This is a genomic window from Polynucleobacter sp. MWH-Aus1W21 (genome assembly GCF_018687275.1).
Taxonomy (GTDB): domain Bacteria; phylum Pseudomonadota; class Gammaproteobacteria; order Burkholderiales; family Burkholderiaceae; genus Polynucleobacter.
The window spans coordinates 179,578-202,623 of the sequence record NZ_CP061287.1; the positions used below are offsets into that span (position 1 = coordinate 179,578).

Below are 23,046 nucleotides of genomic sequence, written 5' to 3' on the forward strand. Positions count from 1 at the left end.
GGGTAATCGCCCTTTTAATGCGCCTAGGCTAGCTTGCTCAGCAGGAGTGTTTGTATAGTCTGTGGCCATAACAACTCAATGATGCCAGCAATAGCAAGAAAGGGGCCAAAAGGAAATGCAGCGCGATGATTTTGCTTATTCCATTGCAGCCAAACAACACCACCAATGAGTCCAGTCAAGGACGCTATCAGAAGAATGCTGGGCAATGCATGCAAGCCAAGCCAGGCCCCTAGTGCTGCTAGAAGTTTTGCATCCCCCATGCCTATGCCGTTCTGTTTTTTGAGTGCGCGATAGAGTGAATTTAATAACCACAGGCCTGAATAACCAAGAATGGCGCCACTGATTGAATCTTGAAGAGAGGCAAAGCCTTGATTTGTGAGGCCATTGAATATTAAGCCGACGAAGATCAGTGGCAGGGTGATGATGTCGGGTAGCCGGAAGGTACGCAAATCAAAGTACGCTAAATACAGCAAGACCAATATTAAGAATATTTGCGTCCATTCTGAAAAAGCAAGATAGCCCATTAAACAATTTGTCCTAGGTTAAAGATGGGGAGATACAAGATGATGACTAGGCTTCCAATGATGAGTCCAACAAGAATAATCAATATAGGTTCCAAACTATGGCTGAGAGTATTTAAGCGATTGCTTAACTGGGCACTCAATATAGTTGCGCGCCTCTGTAGCATATCAGCGAGCGCACCACTTTCAGAGGCAATTCTGAGGAGTTGCAGTGTCTCTAGGTCAAATAATGTATGTCGTGGATCAGTCTTAACTATTGCATCCCCAAGCGACCATCCTCGTGTTAGGTGCTTGAATATTTCAGCGCTGAAATCATGGCTAAGCCAATGGTTTGATGATTGGGCGGTCACTCTGAGCGCATCAGGCAGAGGCAATCCAGATTTCAGTAAATGACCTAATGTACGACACCAATAAGTTAGTGTGGCTAGTCTGAGGAGTTGTCCAATCAGCGGTATATAGAGGCTCAGTCGATCACATTGCTTTTGTAACTTAGGAAGCTTGACCCACGCAAAACTAAAGAGCCCAGTAATGCTAGCTAGAGTCATGACGAGTTCAATATAAAACGCCTCGAGCCAGGCGGATAGCTCAATCAATACCTTGGTCGGAGCTGGTAACTCTGCTTGAAAATGTGTAAAAACCTCCTTAAAGACTGGTACGACCCAAACCATCATCACAATCACCAGCAAGCAGGAGCTTGTCAGGGTAATGATGGGATAACTCATCGCTTGTTGAATTTTGCGACGTAGTTCAATTTGGGCCTCAAGTTGGACGCAGATTGTTTTAAGCGCTAGATTGAAGTCACCTGTACGCTCGCTAACCCAAATCAAATTAACAAACTCCATTGAAAACAGATTTTTTTGACTACGTAGGCATTGAGAAAAGCTTTCACCCTTTTTGAGTTGCACGTAGATCCCGCCAATCCAGGTAAGCCAAGACTTGGGTGCGGTGGAATAAATCAGCGCCATTGCATTGAGAAGTGGTAGACCTGACTCTAGGAGCGTCAGGAGTTGGTCGGCAAAATGCAATTGAACTTGCTTGCTTAGTGCCATGCACCCACTTCTGATTCTAGATCCGCTTGAGTAATTAATCCGGCTTGTACGTGAGCTAAACCAGCCTCTCGCATACAAGCGAATGAAAGTGATGAATCAAAGAGCTTGGCTTGATTGAGTACTTCATGAACCCCGATGCGTCCAAAGTAACCGCTACCTCTACAGTTTAAGCATTGGGGCCTTTCAGTCGAATTGAGATTCAGACATTGACGGCACGTCATTCTGACTAAGCGCTGTGAACTTGCAATTAAAAGACAAGACACGAGAGATTCTTGATCGATTCCCAGGTGTTGAAGTCTTGGAACGGCCCCGCGTGCATTACGGGTATGCAAGGTACTTAAAACGAGATGCCCCGTTTGTGCCGCCTGAATCGCTAGGTATGCTGTGGCGGTATCGCGAATTTCCCCAATCATGATGACATCAGGATCTTGTCGCAGCAGGGCGCGAATGATGGTTGGAAAGTCTAGTCCTGCCCGTGGATGGTAGGCAACTTGATTGACCCCTCCCAGACGAATTTCAATTGGGTCTTCTATAGAGCACAGATTGCGATGAGATTGGTTGAGATATCTTAGGCAGCTATATAGAGTGCGAGTCTTACCGCTGCCGGTGGGCCCCGTCACGATGATGAGTCCATTGGTCTGGGTAAGTGCTTGTTGGAATATGTGCAATTGATCCGGAAGAAGGCCAATTTCCTCAAGATCAAGATCTTCACTGCAGCTTGGTAGTATTCGAATAACCCCCTTTTCTCCATGAAGGGTAGGCAGAATTGACACGCGACAATCTCGATCAGGCTTGGAAAAGTTATGACCAATACAAAAACGCCCGTCTTGCGGAAGACGTTTCTCAGCAAGATCTAGACGAGCTAGAACTTTGATGCGTGCGATAAGACGTTCATGCAGTTCAATGGGGTAGTGTGAGTGAACTCTTAGTAAGCCATCTACTCGAAATCGAACAAGAGTGGCTTGAGCCCCAGCCTCAACGTGAATATCACTCGCTCTAGCGTCAAGGGCATGGGCTGCAATTTCATACCAAGTGCGAATGATTAGTGAGTCATCTTGATCAACGATCAATCTTGCTCTTGAGCGTGGGAAGGGCGATAGAGCTTTACTGTTTTTACGCCATGCTCATCAAACTGTACGATTTCCATGACGATGCCGGCAATGCGAATGCTAACATCATGATCCGGGATGGCCTCCAGTTTTTCAAGAATGATGCCATTTAATGTACGCGGACCATCCAGAGGAAGATTCAGGTTGAGTAAGCGATTAAGATCTCTTAGTGAGGCGCTACCACTTGCTAGATAAGTGCCATCTGCAAGCCAATGAGGATCGGTTGAAAGATTAGAGAAGGAAGTGGTGAACTCACCAATTAATTCCTCAACAATATCCTCAAAGGTCACAAGGCCCAGCACTTCACCATATTCATTTACAACTAAGCTCAGGCGTTGTTGATTGTCTTGGAAAAACTGCATTTGCTGCAAGACTGGTGTGCCGCTCGGAATAAAGTAGGGCTCATTAAGCAGTACTCTAAAATCCTCATGCTTTAAATCAGTATCGCCCAGGAGCGATAAGGCTTTCTTGACTGAGAGGATACCGACAATTCGCTCAGAGTCCTGGTCACATACTGGTAATTTGTTGTGATAGCAGGTTTCTAACTGTTGAACTACTTCATCAATAGGTCTTGATAGGTCTAAAACTTCAATCTTAGATCTAGGTGTCATCACATCATCAACTGTGATGTTTTCTAAATTAAACAAGTTAAGCAAAATATTACGATGATGGTTGGAAACAAAGCGGTTTGATTCCAAAACAAGACTGCGTAACTCTTCCTTGCTCATGGCCCTACTATCTGAAGATGATTGCAAGCCCGAAACTTTCATCAGGCCAGAGACAAAGCTATTAATAAACCAGAGCAAAGGTTTTAGTAAAAATGTAAGCGGCAAAATAAGCCAGCCAACATTAGATGCAATTTTTTCCGGAAATGCTGCTCCGATGACTTTCGGTGTAATTTCACTAAAAATAATAATGAGTAGTGCAACTACTAAAGTGGCTATCGAGAGTACAAGACCACTGTCGCCGAATATATGCAAGGCAATACCTGTGACCAGGATAGGTAAAACGGTATTAATGAGATTGTTAGAGATAAGTAGTACTGAGAGCAGTGAATCAATACGCTTTAAAAGTCTTTCGGCCAGTGCCGCTCCTGCATTGCCGCTATTGGCCATTGCGCGGAGGCGATGACGATTTGAAGACAGCATGCTGGTTTCTGCCATCGAGAAGAAGCCAGAGAGTGCGAGTAAAAATAGGACCAGAGCAACTTGGCCATAAAACGGCCAATCGTCAAAAAAAGTGTCCATGTGGTCTGCCTAAAAAAGTAAGGATGAGTCAATATAGCAAACTGGCAAATGGCAAGCTATAGCTGCAGCGTAAAGAGTGGTCAGCCAATCTGTTTAATTATGTGAGAATGAATCCCTATGACAGCCTCTACAAAGCCATGCAATATGAATAGTTCAAGTTACTGTGTGATTGCAGCGCCTTTTGGGCGCCTAGGAATTTTGACCGAGCTGGTGGAGGGAAGTTTAATGTTGTCGAAAATTGACTATTTGCCAGCTGGCGAAGCATTAATAGCCCCACAAAATGCGCTGGCAAAAGAGGTGGCACGTCAATGCAAGGCCTACTTTAAAGACCCTAGTTGGCAATTTGATTTACCTACCAAACCTGCAGGTACTGAGCATCAGAAAAAAGTATGGGCCAGCATTCAAGATATACCTGCTGGTAAAACAAAAACTTATGGTGAGGTGGCTAAGAAAATTAAGAGTGGTCCACGGGCAGTAGGCACTGCATGTGGGGCAAATCCTTACCCCTTAATTGCGCCTTGCCATAGAGTTGTTTCTGCCCAAGGAATTGGGGGGTTTATGAAAGAGAGCTCCCCTGGCTTGTATCGCCAAATTAAGCTCTGGCTTTTAAAGCATGAAGGCGCTTTGTAAGTATTTATTTAATCAAGGCTCTGCTGTTGAGGTAGAAAAAAGCCTTCATCAGTGCATTGCTTTTAACAGCAATCTTCGTAAATCCATAAAACTTCATTACAGCGCTTTTAGAAAGCTTTACTTCATCTTTATTGTTAAATTCTGTCCGTTTAGCAATTTTTGTAAGCGTCATTACTGCTAAGCCGAAAGCTAGAAAGCAAAAGCGTCTCATACCTAATTCTTGTTTAGGAATCAGCAGGATGTATTGCAGTGAATCTTGTAGTTTTTGGTAGGCAATGTTTAAGAGCTCTGACTGACTTACATTGATTGGCTTCCAGGAAACTCCTCGCGCCTTATCCTCAGGCGAGTCTTTAAGAATATTAGTCATTTGCAGTGCTTGACCAAAAGCAATGGCTAAATTTTCATGCCCGACAAGCTCCCTTTCAAAAGCCCGGGAGTGATTGCTAAATATAGTAGTTAGCAGCTCACCAACTACGCCAGCAACCACGTAGCAATATTTCTCAAACTCTGTGAGATCTTGAAGGCCGGCTTGATTCTGTTTGCCATGGAAGAAGGACATTCCCTCTGACATGATAGAAACACAGCGACTGACAGCCTGCTGGTCGTTGTTGGAGCAGGTGTGAAGTATTCGTAAAACCGTTGGCGTATTCGCAATCAAATCTAGTTCGTCTGGATTGCTGTAATTTTTTAATGCTTCAAGACAGGACCCAACAAATTTTTCAACTGGCTTTTTTTCAAGTACTGCATCTAAAAAAAGCGCTGAGAGTGATTGCTTGGTCTGGGCGCTTAATTCTGCTGCATCCTCAATAGTGTCAACAATTCGGCAAAGCAAATAGGTATTGCCAACTACTTTTTCGATTTCTGGTGGCAGCAGCGGAATGGTGAGGGCAAAAGTGCGTGATACAGAGCTTAGGATGGCTTTTTGGTATGCCAGATCAGCAGAGGGGTTGGATGTTGGGGTTTGCTTAGGCGCTCTCACTCTTGAATTATGTCAGACCAGCGTCTTTCACGGAGCGCTCCAAATCAACACTTTTTGCTAACTGCCAAAAGTGACATGGCCATATAATTTCATCACATTTCAGAAGGAGCATCTAGGCGTGCTAATTTGGTTCGTCATTATTTACTGGGTAGTCTCGGTGGGGATTGGTTTATGGGCCGCCCTACGAGTCAAAAATACTGCTGACTTTGCTGCGGCTGGTCATAGTCTTCCTCTTCCGATCGTTACTGCAACAGTATTTGCTACCTGGTTTGGATCTGAAACTGTTCTAGGAATTCCCGCTACTTTTCTAAAAGAGGGTTTGGGAGGTGTAGTTTCCGATCCGTTTGGATCCTCTCTTTGTTTGATCTTGGTTGGTCTCTTTTTTGCGCGACATCTCTACAACCGCCGCATGCTGACCATTGGCGATTTCTTTCGCGAGAAATATGGTCGTACGGTAGAGGTTTTAGTAACCCTCTGTATTGTGGTTTCTTATTTGGGTTGGGTGGCTGCGCAAATTAAAGCGTTGGGTCTTGTATTTAACGTTGTGTCTGAGGGCAGTATTTCTCAAACAGGCGGCATGTTGATTGGTGCTGGTAGCGTGTTGATTTACACCTTGTTTGGAGGCATGTGGTCAGTTGCCATTACTGACTTTATTCAAATGATCATCATCGTGATTGGAATGCTCTATATCGGTGGAGAAATGACTTCGCAGACTGGTGGCATTAGCGTAGTTATTGAGCATGCGGCTGCAGCTGGTCAATTTAGCAACTTCTGGCCAGATATGAACTTGGCCTCAATCTTAGGTTTTGTAGCTGCTTTGTGCACCATGATGTTGGGTTCTATACCGCAACAAGATGTATTCCAGCGGATTACCTCATCCAAGAACGTCAATATTGCCGTTCAAGCCGCTTTGTTGGGCGGTGTCTTGTATTTCATTTTTGCTTTTGTGCCAATGTATCTGGCCTATTCTGCAACCTTAATTAGTCCGGATTTAGTTAAGCAATATCTCACAACTGATCCGCAGATGATTTTGCCAAAGCTAATTCTGAATCATGCACCACTGATCGCGCAGGTGATGTTCTTCGGAGCACTCTTATCAGCCATTAAGAGTTGTGCGAGTGCTACCTTATTAGCACCATCCGTCACGTTTGCTGAAAACATCGTGCGAGGTTTTTTCAAGCATTTGTCCGACCAGGATTTGCTGAAGGTCATGAGAATTACCGTTCTTTGTTTTGCGGTGGTAGTGACATTCTTTGCCATTAACTCAAGCCTTTCTATCTTCAAGATGGTCGAGAATGCTTATAAGGTGACCTTGGTAGCTGCATTTGTTCCTCTAGCTTTTGGTGTGTATTGGTCAAGAGCGAATTCATTAGGTGGCCTGTTATCGGTTGTTGCTGGGCTCACCGTATGGATCAGCTGTGAAACATTAGCGCCCGATGCCATCATGCCCCCTCAATTAGCTGGATTGGTGGCTAGTATTGCAGGCATGCTTTTAGGCAGCCTGGTGCCCAGAGATCAATTAAAGGCTGTTTAAGCTAAAAATTGCTTAAAAATTAGGCAACCTTAATTGCTGCAGTGCAAAAATCCAATTAAAATAATCTCAATTCAAAATTTTTAGTTCTTATGGGGTTCCTATGAAAATCTGTGTGATTGGTGGGGGTGGCGCTATTGGCGGCTACCTAGCTGTCATGTTGGCACGGGCAGGCAACGATGTCACTGTTGTCGCTCGTGGTGCAACTTTGGCGGCGATTAAGGAGCGTGGTCTTGCTCTCATTATGGATGACCAACCAGAGCCTTTAGTTGCCCAAGTAAAAGCGGTGGAAAAAATTCGTGATGCTGAAACTCCAGATGTAGTCATTCTGGCGGTAAAGGCGCATCAAGTAGAGCCGATCATTGATGATCTAGCTGCAATCATGGGGCCAGAGACAATTTTAATTCCAATGCAAAACGGAATTCCTTGGTGGTACTTCCAGAAATTGGGTGGCGAGTATCAAGATCACTCTGTTGAAACAGTGGATGCTGGTGGCGTTGCTAAAAATGCGATTAACCCAAACAACATTATTGGTTGCGTTGTATATCCAGCAACCTTTACTCAAGCGCCTGGCGTGATTCGTCACGTGGAAGGCAATCGCTTCCCATTGGGAGAGTTAGACGGTAAGACCACTGAGCGCATTCAGAGGATGTCTGAGATGATGAGCGCAGCTGGTTTTAAGTCACCTATCTTGGATGACATTCGTTCAGAGATCTGGCTCAAGCTTTGGGGCAATATGACTTTCAACCCAATCAGCTCGCTGACCCACGGCACTTTGGAAGGCATCTGCCAATACCCATTGACCAAAGAGTTGGCGCGCAACATGATGGCAGAAGCTCAGACTATTGCTGAGAAGTTGGGCGTTACTTTCCGCGTTGATATTGAGCGTCGAATCGCGGGTGCTGAAAAAGTTGGCAAGCACAAAACCTCCATGTTGCAAGACTTAGAGGCTGGTCGTAGTTTAGAGATTGATGCTTTGTTGGGTTCAGTGATTGAACTTGGCAAGATCACACAAACTCCAACCCCTTGCTTGAATACCGTTTTTGCTTTGACGAAGTATCTGGATGAAAACGTCCAAGCTTCTAAAGGCAGCTTAGCGTTGCCTTCAGTATCAGGTTACTAAAAAGTAAAACTGCTGCAAATAAAAAACCCTTGCTACTTGACATAGCAAGGGTTTTTGCTTTTCTAGGTGCCAAATTATTCGAAGCGATTATCGAGTTGTCCTACGCCATCAATGATGATGCTGACATTGCTGCCAGGCTTCATTGAGCCGACACCTACGGAAGTTCCGCAAGCAATAATGTCGCCCGCTTCGAGTGGGACGTCTTGCGAGATTAGGCTGACTAATTTTGCGGGCGGGAAAATCATATCTGCTATTGGATAGTTTTGGCGTTCTTGATCGTTGAGGATCGTTTTGATGCTCAACTTACTTGGGTCTACACCAGTTGTGATGTAAGGACCAAATACGCCAAAGGTATTAAAGCTCTTTGCACGTGTCCACTGCGCATAACCGGGATCGCGATTCAGAATTTCAATAGCAGTTACATCATTAATGCAGGTGTAGCCAAAAATCGCTTTTGCAGCCTCTGCCTCATCCGCCTCATGACAGCGCTTGCCAATCACAATGCCAAGCTCGCCCTCATAAACTACTTTTCCTGAATAGGATTTGGGTGTGCGAATCACTTGGTTTGCTGCCAAAAAAGAGTTATTCCCTTTAAGGAAGTACAAAGGCTCTGCTGGCACCGCATGTTCAAGTTTGGTGACTAAGGCATGAAAGTTATCCACCATAGCAACCATTTTTGAAGGGGTGCATGGGACGTCTATAGTGACATCAGATAATTTGATGGTTTCACCGGTGGCCTTGGGTCCGTTGAATAAATCACCTTCGTACACGGCGATTTGGTCGCCCTGTACCTGCCCTAAACCACTTTTTCCTTGATGCTGAAATCTAAGCCACTGAGCCATAATAAGTTCCTATGAAGTTAAATATTTGATATGCAATATCTTACAGGGATGACTTAATGTCTAAGACTTCTGAACTTACCTTTGCACCAGAAGAGGATCAGCCTGTTCGCTATATGGAGCGTACCCGAAGTTATTACTTAGGCTTGGGTTATGAAAATCCTTATGTTTGGGCTCACTACATTGATGTTCCATTTAGCCCCCTCAAAAAGCCGCTGACTCAATCAGTGCTGGGGCTCATTACTACGGCTGTCCCATATGACTCGGATAAGGGTCCGCAGGGTCAGGGCGCCGCTTACAACTCAACAGCTAAGTTTTATCAGCCGTATAAGCAATCCATCGAAGGGGAAGTTGATTTACGGATTGCTCATGTCGGCATTGATCGCAAGAATGCCAATATGGAAGATAGCAATTGCTGGTTTCCGCTGGAAGCTGCTGAGCGGGCTGCTGCAGCGGGAGCGGTGGGTGCACTTTCACCTCATTTTTATGGCTTGCCTACTAATCGCAGTCAGCGCCATACATTGGAAATAGATGCGCCACGTATTTTGGAAATGCTTCAAGCGGATGGCGTAGATGTAGCAGTATTGATTCCGAATTGCCCGATCTGTCATCAGAGCCAAAGTTTATTGGCGCGGTATTTGGAGGCTAGGGGAATTTCAACTGTGGTGATGGGTGCTGCAAAGGATATTGTTGAGTATTGCGGCGTACCGCGATTGTTGTTTAGTGATTTTCCTTTGGGTAATGCTGCAGCAAAGCCGAATGACGTTGCTTCGCAGGATCTCAATTTTCAATTAGCTTTGCGGCTTTTGGAGTCTGCTCCTGCACCACGCACAACTGTTCAGTCACCATTGAGATGGTCTGATGATCCTTCTTGGAAAATGGATTACTCCAATTTAGATAGATTGTCTTTACAGGAAATTGCTCGATTGCGTGAAGAGGCTGAGCAGACGCGAATTACAGCACGCGAACTCAGGGTTAAGGCCTTAGGGACTTAAGTCTGCCTCGTAAGAGAATAGGCGCAGAGTGCTTCTAGCGCCTGACTAGCGGGGTTTTCAGGGAAGTCTTTGAGATAAGATAGAGCTAGATCTGCTTCACGTTTAGCCGCTGCTTGCGTGTAATCTAGCGCACCAGAGTTTTGCACTGCAGCCAAAATTTGTGCAAAAACATCTTGTGGTAAATCCTGGTTTTGCTCAATTGCTGCGCGCACTAAAAGTTGTTCTTCGTTAGTGCCATTTTCTAATAAGTAAATGAGTGGCAAGGTTGGTTTGCCTTCACGCAAATCATCGCCAGCATTTTTCCCCATTTGTACAGCATTGGCGGTGTAATCAAGAAGATCATCCATTAACTGAAAAGCGGTGCCGATATGACGCCCAAATGCAGCAGCTTGTTCGCGTTGTGCATCAGTAGCGTTTGCAAGAATGGCGCCTAACTCGGTAGAGGCTTCGAATAGCTTAGCCGTTTTATAGCGAATAACTTGTAGGTAGCTAGCTTCGTCTACTTCTGGATCATTCATATTTAAGAGTTGCAGGACTTCACCCTCAGCAATCGTATTGGTTGCATCCGATAGGATTTGCATCACTCTAAGATCATTTGGGCCCACCATCATCTGGAAGGCTCTGGAATACAAAAAATCTCCTACCAAAACACTGGCGGCATTGCCAAAAGCCGCATTAGCAGTCTCACGACCTCTTCTGAGGGTGGATTCATCGACTACGTCATCATGAAGGAGGGTGGCGGTGTGGATGAACTCAACTACAGCGGACATCTCCAATATGTGGGGGGTTTCTTTACCGTTGGCTAAGGATTTGGCCACCAGCATCAAAAGTGCGGGTCTCACCCGTTTGCCGCCTGCCTGGATGATATAGGTCGAAATTTGGTCAATTAAGGCCACTTTTGAGGCCAAACGCTGACGGATAACCTCATCTAAGGCCTTGAAATCTAAGGCAATTGGGGCCAGGATTTGGCTTAAGTCATTGGTTTTGACAGTGCTAGGCATGCAAGATATAATAATGGGCTTAGCTGGTCCAGGGTGGATTAGCTTAAATGTAGATATTAATTGAGGTTTCAAACCATGTACGCGGTCATAAAAACCGGTGGCAAACAGTATAAAGTTGCTGCAGGCGAAAAATTGAAAATAGAACAGATACCAGCGGAAATCGGCAGCGAAATCACTCTTGACCAAGTCCTCGCCGTTGGCGAAGGCGCTTCACTGAAATTAGGTGATCCATTGGTTAATGGTGCAGCTGTGATGGCCACTGTCGTCTCCCAGGGACGTCACGATAAAGTGACAATCTTTAAGATGCGCCGTCGCAAGCATTATCAAAAGCACCAAGGCCATCGTCAGAATTTCACTGAAATTTTGATCAACACGATTAAAGCCTAATTCAGGTAGGAGAAAGATATGGCACAGAAAAAAGGCGGCGGCTCAACACGAAATGGCCGCGACTCAGAATCGAAACGCTTAGGCGTTAAGGTATTTGGCGGCGAGCATATTAATGCTGGCAGCATCATCATTCGTCAACGTGGCACACGTGTTCATCCAGGTGCAAACGTTGGTATTGGTAAAGATCACACTTTGTTTGCCTTGATTGACGGACAAGTGGAATTCGGCGTTAAGGGTGCTTTGAAGAAAGCCCAAGTTTCAGTCCTGCCTCGTTCATAAGGCGCCTGACTGAGAAACGTTTGATTCAGATTTATTCCGAATTTAACTCTTAGGAACAGGCCTCGCTAAGCGAGGCCTTTTTTATTCATGAAATTTATAGATGAAGCACGTATTGAAGTAATTGCCGGGCAAGGCGGTGCCGGAAGTGCCTCTATGCGCCGTGAAAAATTCATTGAATTCGGCGGCCCCGATGGTGGTGACGGCGGCAAAGGCGGTAGTGTTTGGGCTACAGCAGATCGCAATATCAATACTTTGATTGATTACCGCTACGCAAAAACGCACACCGCAAAAAATGGTGAGCCTGGTCGTGGTGCTGATTGTTATGGCCGTGCTGGCGATGACATTGAGCTGCGTATGCCTGTTGGCACAATTATTTCTGACTACGAAACTGGCGAACCTATAGCCGACTTAACTACGCATGGCGAACGTCTTTGTTTGGCGCAGGGCGGTGTTGGTGGTTGGGGCAACATTCATTTCAAGAGCAGTACGAATAGAGCGCCACGCCAAAAAACAAACGGTAAGCCTGGTGAGCGTCGTAAATTGAAATTAGAGCTCAAGGTATTGGCTGATGTTGGTTTATTGGGTATGCCTAATGCTGGTAAATCAACGCTGATTACTGCTGTTTCGAATGCGCGTCCAAAGATTGCGGACTATCCATTTACAACCCTGCATCCAAATTTGGGTGTAGTGCGTGTGGGCGCTGAGCGAAGTTTTGTGATTGCCGATATTCCTGGACTCATTGAGGGTGCTGCAGAGGGCGCTGGCCTTGGCCATCGTTTCTTAAGGCACTTGCAGCGCACTGGTGTACTGCTTCACTTGGTTGACATTGCTCCTTTTGATGAGAATGTTGATCCAGTGGCTGATGCCGTGGCGATTGTGAATGAGTTACGCAAGTATGACGAAGCTTTGGTTGAGAAGCCACGTTGGCTGGTGCTTAACAAAGTCGACATGATTCCGGAAGATGATCGTAAAAAAGTTGTCGCTGACTTTGTGAAAAAGTTTAAGTGGAAAGGTCCTGTATTTGAGATTTCTGCTTTGACTGGCATGGGCTGCGATAAGCTTTGCTACTCTTTGCAGGATTATTTAGATTCTGTACGTCGTGATCGAGATGATGCTGATGAGCGCGCTCAAGACCCTCGTTATCAAGATCAACCAGAAGATAAAAAACCAGATTAAATATTTATTTACTCTTTGCTATGAACGCTAAAAAAACTCAACGGATTGTTGTCAAAGTGGGATCTAGTCTTGTCACCAATAATGGTGAGGGATTGGATCACGCTGCGATTGCTATGTGGGCCGAGCAAATGGCGGGCCTATTAAGGGCTGGTCATGAGGTGCTGATGGTGAGTTCGGGTGCAATTGCTGAGGGTATGCAACGTTTGGGATGGACAAAGCGTCCTCAAGAAATCCACCAGCTACAGGCGGCTGCTGCAGTTGGTCAGATGGGCTTGGTTCAGGTTTATGAGAGTTGTTTTGCGCGCTTTAATTTGCGCAGCGCTCAGATCTTGCTGACGAATGCGGATTTGGCTGATGCTGAACGAAATGCCAATGCTAGGGCTACCCTGGATACTTTATTGAAATTGGGCGTTGTGCCAATTATTAATGAGAATGACACTGTAGTTACTGATGAAATTAAGTTTGGTGATAACGATAGCCTTGCTGCTTTAGTAACTAATTTAATTCAAGCGGATCTTCTGGTTATTTTGACTGACCAAGGCGGTTTGTTTACTGCGGATCCACGTCAAAATCCTAATGCCACATTGCTAACGGATGCTGTTGCTGGCGATCCTGCGTTAGAAAAAATGGCTGGCGGTGCAGCAAGTGAGCTTAGCAAAGGTGGAATGCTCACCAAGGTATTGGCTGCCAAGATTGCTGTGAAGACTGGTGCAGCGACAGTTATTGCTTCAGGGCGCGAACCTAATGTTCTGACTCGCCTTGTGGCAGGCGAGAAGATTGGCACCTATTTAGCTCCGACCAAAAATTAATTTTTTAAAACCGTTCACCAAAGGAGTTGGTCGGTTGTGTTTGACCGGTAAATCCATTTGGGTTGAGTGATTGAAGAACTGTTTTGATATTTTTTTCTTGTGAACTGAAATTACAAAAAGCCCCTTGGGCTAATGCTGCCTGGTAGCGATTCGATACATTACTTTGAATATTGCGCCATGTAGATAGTGGGTTTTCTTTCCACACTCCATTTTCTAAGGTGCCATAGAGGCGCCACTGAAATGAATCACAACGAATACCTTCATATTGAGATTGTTGATCACCGTTTGGGTTGGTCATGACAACGATATAGCGTGTGACACCATCTGCGCCAATTAGTATTGAATTTGTATCTACCGCAAATTTGAAAACAGTGCCTTGTGAGACATAGAAGGGTATAAGTGTTTTTTGGCTTGGTGGATTTAAGGGCATTGCTGTCGTACCCTCTTTGAATACCATCGGTGCGAATGGGTCCAAACCACTCTGGAGCGGATCTCCGGCACAGGCAGCCAAGCATGCGGCTAAGAGGAGGCAGTTCAGATAGAAGGCAAGTCTGGAGGCTATTTTTTTCATTTTGGTTTGTCTGATTTTTCTGAAGATTTGGATTGATCTTCGTGTCCAGCATAAAAAGACTGGATCATATCCAGTGGAGTCCCCCATGCTAGTTGTTGCATACGCATACCTCTGGAAAGATAGCGCGCTAGTTCTGATAAAGCCAATTGATACACTTCGCGTTTGAATCCAATTACTGCATCTAATTGAATCCAGAATGGAACCCAGCGCCAGGCATCAAATTCGGGATGTTCTGAGGCGCGCAGTTGAATGTCGCTATCCAAACCCACTAAACGCAAAAGAAACCAGATTTGTTTTTGTCCGCGATAGGCTGCGCGATGGACGCGGGTAGAGTTTTGGCGGCGCAGGTATTCCTCAGGGACGTCATAACGAAGCCAATCCCTGGTGCGTCCAATAATTTGGACATGCTCCGGCAGTAAGCCAACCTCCTCATGCAATTCGCGGTACATAGCCTGTTCAGGGCTTTCACCATGCTGAATCCCACCCTGTGGGAATTGCCACGAATGCTGCCCAACGCGTTTTCCCCAGAAAACCTCGTTACGGCTGTTGAGGAGGACAATGCCGACATTCGGGCGATACCCTTCACGGTCAAGCATGATCGTGCCTCAAATCCTTTAAAATCAACGATTTGATTATATCCATACATGAAAGCCTCACAATCATTTCTCGCCACGCTAAAAGAAGCCCCCTCCGACGCTGAGGTGGTTTCGCACAAGCTCATGGTGCGCGCAGGATTAATTCGCAAGTTAAGTGCCGGCGTTTATAACTATTTGCCGCTAGGTTTAAAGGTAATTCGCAAGGTCGAAAACATCATTCGCGAAGAAATGAATCGTGCTGGCGCTATTGAGTTACTCATGCCCATGATTCAGCCCGCCGAATTATGGCAAGAGACTGGTCGCTGGGAGAAGATGGGCCCAGAGTTGCTCCGCATCAAAGATCGTCATGATCGGGATTTTTTAATTCAGCCAACTTCTGAAGAGGTGATTACTGATTTGGCTCGCAATGAGATTAAGAGTTACAAGCAATTACCAGTCAATTTCTATCAAATCCAAACTAAGTTCCGCGATGAGCGCCGCCCTCGTTTTGGCATCATGCGTGGTCGCGAGTTCAGCATGAAAGATGCTTATTCATTCGATCGTGATGTTGAGGGTCTCAAGAAGTCTTATCAAATCATGTTTGATGCTTATACCCGCATCTTCAAGCGTATGGGCCTGCAGTTCCGCGCGGTGACTGCAGATAATGGTGCTATCGGAGGATCCGGTAGTCAAGAGTTCCACGTGATTGCCGATACTGGTGAGGACGCGATTGTGTATTGCCCTAGCTCTGATTACGCCGCTAATTTGGAGGCAGCGGAATCATTGGCTTTGATAGCTAGCCGTGCGCCGGCTTCTGTAGCAATGAACAAGGTGCCAACGCCTGATAAAACCAATTGCTCTGATGTGGCTAAGTTCTTAAACATTCCGCTTGAGTCCACTGTGAAGTCCTTACTGTTTGCTGCCGATCAAGAAAATGGGCCGGCCAAACTCTTTATGTTGTTAGTACGCGGCGACCATGAATTGAATGAAGTGAAGGCTAGCAAAATACCCGGTATGGCCGAATCTCGTTTTGCTACAGAAGCAGAGATAAGACAAGCTTGTAATGCACCTGCGGGCTACTTGGGCCCGGTTGGTGTGAGTGCAGAAGTAACGGTTGTTGCTGATCGCACTGTTGCCAATATGGCAGATTTTGTTTGTGGTGCTAATGAGGCTGGTCATCATATAGCTGGTGTGAACTGGGGACGTGATTTGCCAGAGCCACTGGTATTGGATATTCGTAATGCTGTTATTGGCGATCCTTCCCCGGATGGAAAGGGTGTTGTTGATATTTGCCGCGGCATTGAAGTGGGTCATGTATTCCAATTGGGTACCCGCTATTCAGAAGCTATGGGCTGTACTTATTTGGATCAACAAGGTAAAGCTCAGCCGATGGTGATGGGTTGTTACGGTATCGGTGTAACACGCTTACTTGGCGCAGCAATTGAACAAGGTCATGATGAGAAGGGCATTATTTGGCCAATCTCCATGGCTCCATTTGAAGTAGTGATCTGCCCAATGGGTTACGAAAAGTCAGAAGCAGTGAAAGCAGCGTGCGATCAATTGCATGATGAGCTATTGGCTGCAGGCGTCGATGTGATTTTAGATGATCGCAACGAACGCCCAGGCGCGATGTTTGCAGACTGGGAGCTCATCGGAGCGCCGTTCCGCGTAGTTATTGGTGATCGTGGTTTGGCAGACTCTCAAGTGGAGTTCAAAGGTCGTACTGATGCAGAATCCCAAAACATCTCGCTGGCCGAAATTAAAGCGAAAGTAATCGCTGCAGTACAAGCTGCTAAACAAGCTATCGTTTAAGCAATAAATAGCTTAAGTAATCTTTTCAGATTTTAGATTTAGTTACTTCTTAAAGAGTCCGCCAATACCTTTGGCGGCTCCTTTTGCAGCCATGCTTGCCATGGTGCGCGCCATTTTTCCACCCTTGAATTGCTTCATCATAGTTTGCATTTGCTCAAACTGAGCAAGTAGGCGATTTACTTCTTGCACCTCTACGCCAGAACCAGCAGCAATTCGACGTTTGCGGCTAGCCTTCAGTAACTCAGGCTTTCTGCGTTCTTGAGGGGTCATGCTGTCAATAATTCCACGCATGCGTGTAGTTTGCTTATCGGCGTTGCTTAAATTGGTTTTGGAAGCAGCTTGCGCCACTTGGCTCGGCAGCTTATCCATCAAGCTAGCCATACCACCCATCTTTTGCATCTGCATGAGTTGATCGCGGAAATCTTCTAGATCAAATCCACCTTTAGAAATCTTGCTGGCTAATTTTTCGGCTTTAGCAACATCAACGTGTTGTTGAGCTTGTTCAACCAGAGCCAGAATATCGCCCATGCCCAAGATGCGGTTGGCCATACGTTCTGCATCAAACGCTTCAAGGCCATCCATCTTCTCGGCAACGCCAATAAATTTGAGAGGTACGCCGGTTACTTGGCGAACTGATAGGGCCGCGCCACCACGGGAGTCACCATCTAGCTTCGTTAGAATCACGCCGGTTAATGGCAGCGCTTCGTGGAAGGCTTTAGCGGTATTGACGGCATCCTGGCCGAGCATTGCATCGACTACAAATAAGGTCTCAATTGGATTGAGACTGGCATGCAAGGTTTTAATCTCTTGCATGAGCACTTCATCAATACCTAAGCGACCTGCGGTGTCGACTAAGACAACATCAAAATAGTGGCGACGAGCCCAATCCAGCGCGGCGAGCGCAATGTCATTTGGTTTTTGGCTAATATCGCTTGGGAAAAACTCCGCACCAACTTGTTTAGTAACAGTTTCTAATTGCTCAATCGCAGCCGGACGATAGACGTCGCAAGAAACAGTTAATACTTTCTTTTTCTTTTTCTCTTGCAACCATTTTGCTAGCTTACCAACAGAAGTGGTCTTACCCGCACCCTGTAAGCCGGCCATTAAAATCACTGCAGGTGGTTGAGTTGCTAAATTGAGTTCACCACTTTGATTGGTATCACCCATCATCACTTGGGCTAACTCACGTTGAACTACGCCAACAAGAGCCTGTCCTGGACTTAAGCTTCCAACCACTTCCTCACCAAGGGCTTTAAATTTAATTTGCTCAAGCAAAGACTTCACTACTGGAAGCGCTACGTCAGCCTCTAATAGGGCTAAACGGATTTCCCGTAGCATTTCTGCGGTATTGGCTTCAGTAAGGCGGGCTTGGCCCCGCATTGTTTTAACAACGCGAGATAGACGGTCGGTGAGGTTTTCTAGCATTTATCGATTAGACTTTCCAGATGGATATTTTAGGTTACTCAAGTTACGGATGGCTTCCTTCCGCACTTTATTTGGCGCTTTTGCTGGTTTTGAGCTTCAAAGCCAAGAGCGGCGTGGAGTCTAGACTCTCAACAGCCTTAGTACAAGCCGCTATTTTTGTGATTTTGGTAATTCACGGGGCACAGCTTCATGACTCTGTCTTCACTCCAGAGGGCTTTGTGTTTGGTTTTGCACAAGATTTATCTTTGATTGCTTGGGTTGGCCTAGCTTTTTATTGGTTTCAGTCTTGGTTTTTGCCAATCTCCAGTTTGCGTTGGATGGCTTTAATGTTTGCCCTTTTTTGCGCATTCCTTCCCAATCTATTTCCCGGAGTTTTAATTTCACCTAAGGCAGTTTCAGACCCCTGGTTCAAAGGTCATTTTGTTGTGGCGACGGTTGCAGTGGGCCTGTTGAGTTTGGCGGCTATGCACGCCATGCTAATGAGCGTACAAGATCGGGCTCTGCATCGCCAATTGGCAATCATTCCCAATGGAAGACTAGCTCATTGGTTGGAGGATCTTCCGCCCTTAATGACCATGGAGAGCCTCCTATTCAACTTGCTCTACGTTGGTTTTACACTTCTAAGTTTGACGGTCTTCTCCGGTTTACTCTTTTCTCAAACTTTGTTTGGCAAACCCCTTGTGTTTGATCACAAAACGATATTTGCTTTGGTGTCATGGGTTTTGTTTGCAGGACTACTGTTAGCGCGCTGGCGAGTAGGTCTGCGCGGCAGAGCTGCAATTCGTTGGGTATTAAGTGCGTACACAGCTTTACTGCTTGCTTATGTGGGTAGTCGTTTTGTCCTTGAAGTCATTTTGCAGAGAGCGTAATTCTTGTTTAAGTGGCTTTTATTAATCGCAGGCGCTGGCCTTGTTTATCTTTGGATTAAAGGTAAAAAGCAAGCTAAGCTTAATGCGGAAAATCCCCCCAAACCCAGTAAAGATAAGCCAAAGAAGACTTCTGATCCCGAGGTCATGGTGCAGTGTCAACATTGCAAAGTGCATCTTCCCCAGCCAGAAGCCTTAACTTGTGAGGATCGTTTTTATTGCTCAAGAGAGCATCTTCACGCACTTGATTCGAATGGTTGGATTGGAGATGCTCATTGGCGTATTTCACCCAATCAAGATGTCAGGCCAGAAAATATACAAGCTGATCTAGCGGTAATTCACCACATCAGTCTGCCGCCTGGAGAGTTTAGAAGACGCGACTCCAGCAAACATATCGTAGATTTTTTTCAAAACAAGCTAGACCCAAATGGTCATCCTTATTTTGCGGAGATTGCCGATCAAAAAGTATCAAGCCATTTTTTGATTACTCGCTCCGGAACGTTGGTGCAGTTTGTATCCGCTCACAGGAAAGCATGGCATGCTGGGGTTTCTGAATTTCTTGGCAGGGAAAAGTGCAATGACTTTTCTATTGGGATTGAGTTGGAGGGTGACGGCGATACACCATTTGAGGCCGCTCAATATCAAGCGCTAACAAATCTCATTCGAAAATTGACCAGCGCCTTTCCTAATTTGCAATTTGCAGGGCACAGCGATATTGCCCCTGAGCGCAAAACAGATCCTGGAATATATTTTGATTGGAAAAAGTTCCAAAAAGAGACAGGAATTTCCGTCAATAAACTGCCCTTCGGTTTGGATCCTCGGTAAGCAACTTTTGTATGTGAGCGTCCGCTTACTTTTACAGCCTTTGTCTAAAAAGGGCTAATAAACCCGCACCAAAATGACCCCTAAATAATTGGAAAACTTAGTAAAAATACTAGTAAATATTTGTAATAAATAGCTTACCAAATACTAAATATTTCCCTATACTTAGTGCCTAATGCACTTCAAGACACTAGATGTAGTGTTTGAATCCAGCAATACCCCATTGTTTTTTAACGATATTTTGTCCAAATAACTATATACATAGACGCAGGAGCAACATGACATACGCTAATCCACAGACAGCAGACCAATCCGCTGGAGCGAATAACCCAGGAATGAGTCCTGCAGGGGCCATGAATCAAGCCCCTTCCGCCGGCTTTGTGGCTGGTGGTGTTGGTGGTACCCAGGCAACTCAGTTGTCTGATTACAAAATCATCCGCCGGAACGGTTCCGTTGTCGCATTTGAACCATCCAAAATTGCCATTGCTGTAACTAAAGCATTTTTGGCAGTTAATGGTGGTCAAGGTGCTGCATCTGCTCGCGTGCGTGAGCAAGTTGAGCAATTGACGCATTCCGTTGTGCGTGCATTGCTGCGCAGCCGTCCCAATGGTGGAACGTTCCATATTGAAGATATTCAAGACCAAGTTGAATTGGCTTTGATGCGTAGTGGTGAGCACAACGTTGCTCGTGCCTATGTTCTCTATCGCGAGAAGCGCAACCAAGAGCGCGCTGCTCAGCAAGAAGTTTCACAAGAAGTGCAAACCGCCAATCAGGCTGGTGAGTCTGGTATCAAAGTTAGTGATAACGGTGTTGAGAAGTGGCTTGATATGGCTGCTTTGCGCACAGTGATTGAGGCTGCTTGCGAAGGATTGGGGACCCATATTGATGCGACCCCAATCATTACTGAAACTATTAAGAATTTGTATGACGGCGTGCCAATGGCCCAAGTGTATGACTCAGCAATCTTGGCTTCCCGCACATTGATTGAGAAAGATCCTGCGTACAGCCAAGTAACAGCACGTATTTTGATGCACGTGATTCGTAAAGAAATTTTTGGCAAAGAAGTATTGCAAGGTGATACACAGGCTGAGTACAGCGCTTACTTTGCGAAGTACATCAATGAAGGTATTTCCGCTGAATTGTTAGACCCACGCATGCGTGAGTTTGATTTGCCACGCTTAGCTGCTGCTTTGAACGCTAGCCGTGACTTGCAATTTAACTACCTCGGTTTGCAGACTTTGTATGACCGCTATTTCTTGCATATTGAAGAGCGTCGCATTGAAATGCCACAGGCATTCTTTATGCGCGTAGCAATGGGCTTGGCTTTGAATGAGATGGATCGCGAACGTCGCGCTATCGAGTTCTACGAAATCCTCTCTACATTTGATTTCATGTCCAGCACACCAACATTGTTCAACTCAGCGACGACTCGTCCACAGCTCTCTAGCTGCTACTTGACGACAGTGGATGATGATTTGGATGGCATTTACGAAGCATTGAAAGAGAATGCCTTGTTATCTAAATTTGCTGGTGGCCTAGGTAATGACTGGACTAACGTTCGTGCATTGGGCAGTCATATCAAAGGTACTAACGGTAAATCACAAGGCGTTGTGCCATTCTTGAAAGTGGTGAATGACACTGCTGTTGCTGTGAACCAAGGTGGTAAGCGTAAGGGCGCGGTATGCGCCTATCTAGAAACATGGCACCTAGATATCGAAGAGTTCTTAGAGTTGCGCAAGAACACTGGTGATGATCGTCGTCGTACACACGACATGAATACCTCCAACTGGATTCCTGACTTGTTCATGAAGCGCGTAATGGAGGGTGGCGATTGGACTTTGTTCTCCCCATCCAATACTCCTGATTTGCATGACAAATTCGGTAGGGCGTTTGAAGAGGCTTATGTTGCCTATGAGCAAAAAGCCGACCGTAGTGAATTGAAGCCATTCCGCCGCATTCCAGCGCAGCAATTGTGGCGCAAGATGCTTGGTATGTTGTTTGAAACCGGTCACCCATGGATCACTTTCAAAGATCCTTGCAATATTCGTAGCCCACAGCAGCACATTGGCGTAGTTCACTCATCTAACCTCTGTACTGAGATCACTCTCAATACAAACGAGACTGAGATTGCGGTTTGTAACTTAGGCTCTGTGAACTTAACTGCTCACATGACAACTGATGCCAATGGCAAAATGATTTTGGATCACGAGAAACTCCAGAGAACTGTTCGCACTGCAATGCGTATGTTGGACAACGTGATTGATATCAACTACTACGCAGTAGCTAAGGCACGTAATTCAAACTTGAAGCACCGTCCAGTCGGTATGGGCATCATGGGCTTCCAGGATTGCTTGCATATGCAGCGTATTCCTTACGCTAGCGATGAGGCTGTGAAGTTTGCTGACTCTTCCATGGAAGCGGTTTGCTACTACGCTTACCAAGCATCCAATGAATTGGCTGAAGAGCGTGGCGTTTACAGCACCTATAAAGGATCTTTATGGGACCGCGGCATCCTCCCACAAGATTCAGTAGCAATGTTGGCGGCTGAGCGTGGCGGTTACGTAGAAGTGGACAACTCCTCCACTATGGACTGGAGTGGTTTGCGTGCACGTATTAAGCAACACGGTATGCGCAACTCAAACTGCGTAGCGATTGCGCCAACAGCAACGATTTCAAACATCATTGGCGTTTCAGCTTGTATCGAGCCAACATTCCAGAACTTGTTCGTGAAATCCAACCTTTCTGGCGAATTCACGGTAGTAAATGAGTACTTGGTGCGTGATTTGAAAGATCGTGGCCTCTGGGATGAAGTCATGATTGCCGATTTGAAGTACTTTGACGGCACTTTGTCTAAGATCGATCGCATTCCACAAGATTTGCGTGATTTGTACGCAACAGCCTTTGAAGTTGAGCCAACCTGGTTGGTTGAGGCAGCCTCTCGTCGTCAAAAGTGGATTGACCAAGCGCAGTCATTAAATATCTACATGGCAGGCGCTTCCGGCAAGAAATTGGATGACACCTACAAGTTGGCTTGGTTGCGCGGCTTGAAGACAACCTACTACCTCCGCACAATGGCTGCAACTCACGTTGAGAAATCAACTGTTGCTAGCGGTCAATTGAACTCTGTTTCAAGTGGTGGCGGTGTAAATGGCACGGACGCTGCTGCCGCTGGTGGAGTTGAATCTGATGGCCCAGTTTGCACAATGCGCCCAGGTGACGCTGGTTTCGAAGAATGTGAAGCATGCCAATAAGCCATTTGCTTATTGGTCAGATATAAGAAAAGAAGAAATTAGGAGAAAG

At 45.8% G+C, this 23,046-nt stretch carries 21 protein-coding genes and 1 pseudogene; 12 read left to right on the forward strand and 10 right to left on the reverse strand.

Features of this window, described 5'->3' with window-relative positions; all coding sequences use genetic code 11:
* Nucleotides 1-23: 23 nt before the first annotated feature.
* From ICW03_RS00995 to ICW03_RS01010, 4 genes are read right to left on the reverse strand one after another with little or no spacing between them, the layout of a single operon-like run.
* Nucleotides 24-524: an A24 family peptidase gene (locus tag ICW03_RS00995; protein ID WP_215348283.1), complete on the reverse strand. Its 501-nt coding sequence runs from the start codon at nt 522-524 to the stop codon at nt 24-26.
* The gene (locus ICW03_RS01000; protein ID WP_215348284.1) at nt 524-1,570 is read right to left on the reverse strand and encodes a type II secretion system F family protein; all 1,047 of its coding nucleotides are present in this window, start codon (nt 1,568-1,570) and stop codon (nt 524-526) included. Before ICW03_RS01000 ends, ICW03_RS00995 begins: the two co-directional genes overlap by 1 nt.
* Nucleotides 1,561-2,640 carry a GspE/PulE family protein gene (locus tag ICW03_RS01005; protein WP_215348285.1) on the reverse strand — a complete coding sequence of 360 codons (1,080 nt, stop codon included), beginning with the start codon at nt 2,638-2,640 and terminating at the stop codon, nt 1,561-1,563. Before ICW03_RS01005 ends, ICW03_RS01000 begins: the two co-directional genes overlap by 10 nt.
* Nucleotides 2,637-3,926, reverse strand: a complete 1,290-nt coding sequence (locus tag ICW03_RS01010) for an HlyC/CorC family transporter (RefSeq protein ID WP_215348286.1) — start codon at nt 3,924-3,926, stop codon at nt 2,637-2,639. The genes ICW03_RS01005 and ICW03_RS01010 overlap by 4 nt, the downstream gene beginning before the upstream one ends.
* Before the next feature lie 117 nt (nt 3,927-4,043).
* Between ICW03_RS01010 and ICW03_RS01015 the strand changes: the two genes are divergently transcribed.
* Nucleotides 4,044-4,556, forward strand: a complete 513-nt coding sequence (locus ICW03_RS01015) for a methylated-DNA--[protein]-cysteine S-methyltransferase (RefSeq protein WP_215348287.1) — start codon at nt 4,044-4,046, stop codon at nt 4,554-4,556.
* Between the two features lie 4 nt (nt 4,557-4,560).
* Here the strand turns inward: ICW03_RS01015 and ICW03_RS01020 are convergent, their stop codons facing one another.
* Entirely contained in the window at nt 4,561-5,535 is a 975-nt protein-coding gene (locus ICW03_RS01020; protein WP_215348288.1) for a squalene/phytoene synthase family protein, read from the reverse strand.
* 118 nt (nt 5,536-5,653) lie between these two features.
* Between ICW03_RS01020 and ICW03_RS01025 the strand changes: the two genes are divergently transcribed.
* Both ICW03_RS01025 and ICW03_RS01030 read left to right on the forward strand, forming a co-directional pair.
* Nucleotides 5,654-7,069: a sodium:solute symporter family protein gene (locus ICW03_RS01025; RefSeq protein WP_215348289.1), complete on the forward strand. Its 1,416-nt coding sequence runs from the start codon at nt 5,654-5,656 to the stop codon at nt 7,067-7,069.
* Nucleotides 7,070-7,169: 100 nt separating this feature from the next.
* On the forward strand, nt 7,170-8,189 hold the full coding sequence (locus tag ICW03_RS01030; RefSeq protein ID WP_215348290.1) for a 2-dehydropantoate 2-reductase: 1,020 nt from the start codon (nt 7,170-7,172) through the stop codon (nt 8,187-8,189).
* 74 nt (nt 8,190-8,263) lie between these two features.
* Here ICW03_RS01030 and ICW03_RS01035 read toward each other — a convergent pair whose 3' ends face one another.
* Complete coding sequence (locus tag ICW03_RS01035) at nt 8,264-9,031, reverse strand: fumarylacetoacetate hydrolase family protein (protein WP_215348291.1); 768 nt, start codon at nt 9,029-9,031, stop codon at nt 8,264-8,266.
* 56 nt (nt 9,032-9,087) lie between these two features.
* On the opposite strand from ICW03_RS01035, the gene ICW03_RS01040 reads away from it, so the two are divergent.
* Nucleotides 9,088-10,023, forward strand: a complete 936-nt coding sequence (locus ICW03_RS01040; protein WP_215348292.1) for a reductase — start codon at nt 9,088-9,090, stop codon at nt 10,021-10,023.
* Here the strand turns inward: ICW03_RS01040 and ICW03_RS01045 are convergent.
* Nucleotides 10,020-11,024: a polyprenyl synthetase family protein gene (locus tag ICW03_RS01045; RefSeq protein ID WP_215348293.1), complete on the reverse strand. Its 1,005-nt coding sequence runs from the start codon at nt 11,022-11,024 to the stop codon at nt 10,020-10,022. The two genes, ICW03_RS01040 and ICW03_RS01045, sit on opposite strands and share 4 nt — an antisense overlap.
* 75 nt (nt 11,025-11,099) lie before the next feature.
* Between ICW03_RS01045 and rplU the strand changes: the two genes are divergently transcribed.
* The 4 genes and pseudogenes from rplU to proB form a co-directional block, all read left to right on the forward strand.
* On the forward strand, nt 11,100-11,411 hold the full coding sequence (gene rplU / locus ICW03_RS01050) for a 50S ribosomal protein L21 (RefSeq protein ID WP_011902040.1): 312 nt from the start codon (nt 11,100-11,102) through the stop codon (nt 11,409-11,411).
* Between the two features lie 18 nt (nt 11,412-11,429).
* Nucleotides 11,430-11,690: a 50S ribosomal protein L27 gene (rpmA, locus tag ICW03_RS01055; RefSeq protein WP_011902041.1), complete on the forward strand. Its 261-nt coding sequence runs from the start codon at nt 11,430-11,432 to the stop codon at nt 11,688-11,690.
* An 87-nt stretch (nt 11,691-11,777) separates the two neighbouring features.
* The gene (cgtA, locus tag ICW03_RS01060; protein ID WP_215348294.1) at nt 11,778-12,866 is read left to right on the forward strand and encodes an Obg family GTPase CgtA; all 1,089 of its coding nucleotides are present in this window, start codon (nt 11,778-11,780) and stop codon (nt 12,864-12,866) included.
* A gap of 20 nt (nt 12,867-12,886) precedes the next feature.
* A pseudogene (gene proB, locus ICW03_RS01065) lies at nt 12,887-13,666 on the forward strand (glutamate 5-kinase); the annotation flags it as partial.
* A 13-nt stretch (nt 13,667-13,679) separates the two neighbouring features.
* Here the strand turns inward: proB and ICW03_RS01070 are convergent.
* Both ICW03_RS01070 and ICW03_RS01075 read right to left on the reverse strand, forming a co-directional pair.
* On the reverse strand, nt 13,680-14,246 hold the full coding sequence (locus ICW03_RS01070; protein WP_215348296.1) for a CNP1-like family protein: 567 nt from the start codon (nt 14,244-14,246) through the stop codon (nt 13,680-13,682).
* On the reverse strand, nt 14,243-14,842 hold the full coding sequence (locus ICW03_RS01075; protein ID WP_215348297.1) for an RNA pyrophosphohydrolase: 600 nt from the start codon (nt 14,840-14,842) through the stop codon (nt 14,243-14,245). The genes ICW03_RS01070 and ICW03_RS01075 overlap by 4 nt, the downstream gene beginning before the upstream one ends.
* Nucleotides 14,843-14,890: 48 nt before the next feature.
* On the opposite strand from ICW03_RS01075, the gene ICW03_RS01080 reads away from it, so the two are divergent.
* On the forward strand, nt 14,891-16,633 hold the full coding sequence (locus ICW03_RS01080; protein ID WP_215348298.1) for a proline--tRNA ligase: 1,743 nt from the start codon (nt 14,891-14,893) through the stop codon (nt 16,631-16,633).
* Nucleotides 16,634-16,675: 42 nt separating this feature from the next.
* On the opposite strand, the gene ffh is transcribed toward ICW03_RS01080, so the two are convergent.
* The gene (gene ffh, locus ICW03_RS01085; RefSeq protein WP_215348299.1) at nt 16,676-18,058 is read right to left on the reverse strand and encodes a signal recognition particle protein; all 1,383 of its coding nucleotides are present in this window, start codon (nt 18,056-18,058) and stop codon (nt 16,676-16,678) included.
* Nucleotides 18,059-18,078: 20 nt separating this feature from the next.
* Between ffh and ICW03_RS01090 the strand changes: the two genes are divergently transcribed.
* From ICW03_RS01090 to ICW03_RS01100, 3 genes are all read left to right on the forward strand, one after another.
* The gene (locus tag ICW03_RS01090; protein WP_215348300.1) at nt 18,079-18,927 is read left to right on the forward strand and encodes an inner membrane protein YpjD; all 849 of its coding nucleotides are present in this window, start codon (nt 18,079-18,081) and stop codon (nt 18,925-18,927) included.
* A gap of 3 nt (nt 18,928-18,930) precedes the next feature.
* Nucleotides 18,931-19,749 (forward strand): 1,6-anhydro-N-acetylmuramyl-L-alanine amidase AmpD, encoded by an 819-nt coding sequence (ampD, locus tag ICW03_RS01095; RefSeq protein ID WP_256441446.1) that lies wholly within the window; start codon nt 18,931-18,933, stop codon nt 19,747-19,749.
* Nucleotides 19,750-20,081: 332 nt separating this feature from the next.
* Nucleotides 20,082-22,997 carry a ribonucleoside-diphosphate reductase subunit alpha gene (locus ICW03_RS01100; RefSeq protein WP_371819917.1) on the forward strand — a complete coding sequence of 972 codons (2,916 nt, stop codon included), beginning with the start codon at nt 20,082-20,084 and terminating at the stop codon, nt 22,995-22,997.
* Nucleotides 22,998-23,046: the final 49 nt, after the last annotated feature.

Coding starts and splice junctions, on each gene's coding strand:
- rpmA (WP_011902041.1), top strand. CDS start 11,430: ATGGCACAGAAAAAAGGCGGCGGCTCAACACGAAATGGCCGCGACTCA.
- ICW03_RS00995 (WP_215348283.1), bottom strand. CDS start 524: ATGGGCTATCTTGCTTTTTCAGAATGGACGCAAATATTCTTAATATTG.
- ICW03_RS01090 (WP_215348300.1), top strand. CDS start 18,079: ATGGATATTTTAGGTTACTCAAGTTACGGATGGCTTCCTTCCGCACTT.
- ICW03_RS01075 (WP_215348297.1), bottom strand. CDS start 14,842: ATGCTTGACCGTGAAGGGTATCGCCCGAATGTCGGCATTGTCCTCCTC.
- ICW03_RS01010 (WP_215348286.1), bottom strand. CDS start 3,926: ATGGACACTTTTTTTGACGATTGGCCGTTTTATGGCCAAGTTGCTCTG.
- ICW03_RS01100 (WP_371819917.1), top strand. CDS start 20,082: ATGAGTCCTGCAGGGGCCATGAATCAAGCCCCTTCCGCCGGCTTTGTG.
- ICW03_RS01015 (WP_215348287.1), top strand. CDS start 4,044: ATGACAGCCTCTACAAAGCCATGCAATATGAATAGTTCAAGTTACTGT.
- cgtA (WP_215348294.1), top strand. CDS start 11,778: ATGAAATTTATAGATGAAGCACGTATTGAAGTAATTGCCGGGCAAGGC.
- ffh (WP_215348299.1), bottom strand. CDS start 18,058: ATGCTAGAAAACCTCACCGACCGTCTATCTCGCGTTGTTAAAACAATG.
- rplU (WP_011902040.1), top strand. CDS start 11,100: ATGTACGCGGTCATAAAAACCGGTGGCAAACAGTATAAAGTTGCTGCA.
- ICW03_RS01070 (WP_215348296.1), bottom strand. CDS start 14,246: ATGAAAAAAATAGCCTCCAGACTTGCCTTCTATCTGAACTGCCTCCTC.
- ICW03_RS01000 (WP_215348284.1), bottom strand. CDS start 1,570: ATGGCACTAAGCAAGCAAGTTCAATTGCATTTTGCCGACCAACTCCTG.
- ICW03_RS01045 (WP_215348293.1), bottom strand. CDS start 11,024: ATGCCTAGCACTGTCAAAACCAATGACTTAAGCCAAATCCTGGCCCCA.
- ICW03_RS01030 (WP_215348290.1), top strand. CDS start 7,170: ATGAAAATCTGTGTGATTGGTGGGGGTGGCGCTATTGGCGGCTACCTA.
- ICW03_RS01040 (WP_215348292.1), top strand. CDS start 9,088: ATGTCTAAGACTTCTGAACTTACCTTTGCACCAGAAGAGGATCAGCCT.
- ICW03_RS01080 (WP_215348298.1), top strand. CDS start 14,891: ATGAAAGCCTCACAATCATTTCTCGCCACGCTAAAAGAAGCCCCCTCC.
- ICW03_RS01035 (WP_215348291.1), bottom strand. CDS start 9,031: ATGGCTCAGTGGCTTAGATTTCAGCATCAAGGAAAAAGTGGTTTAGGG.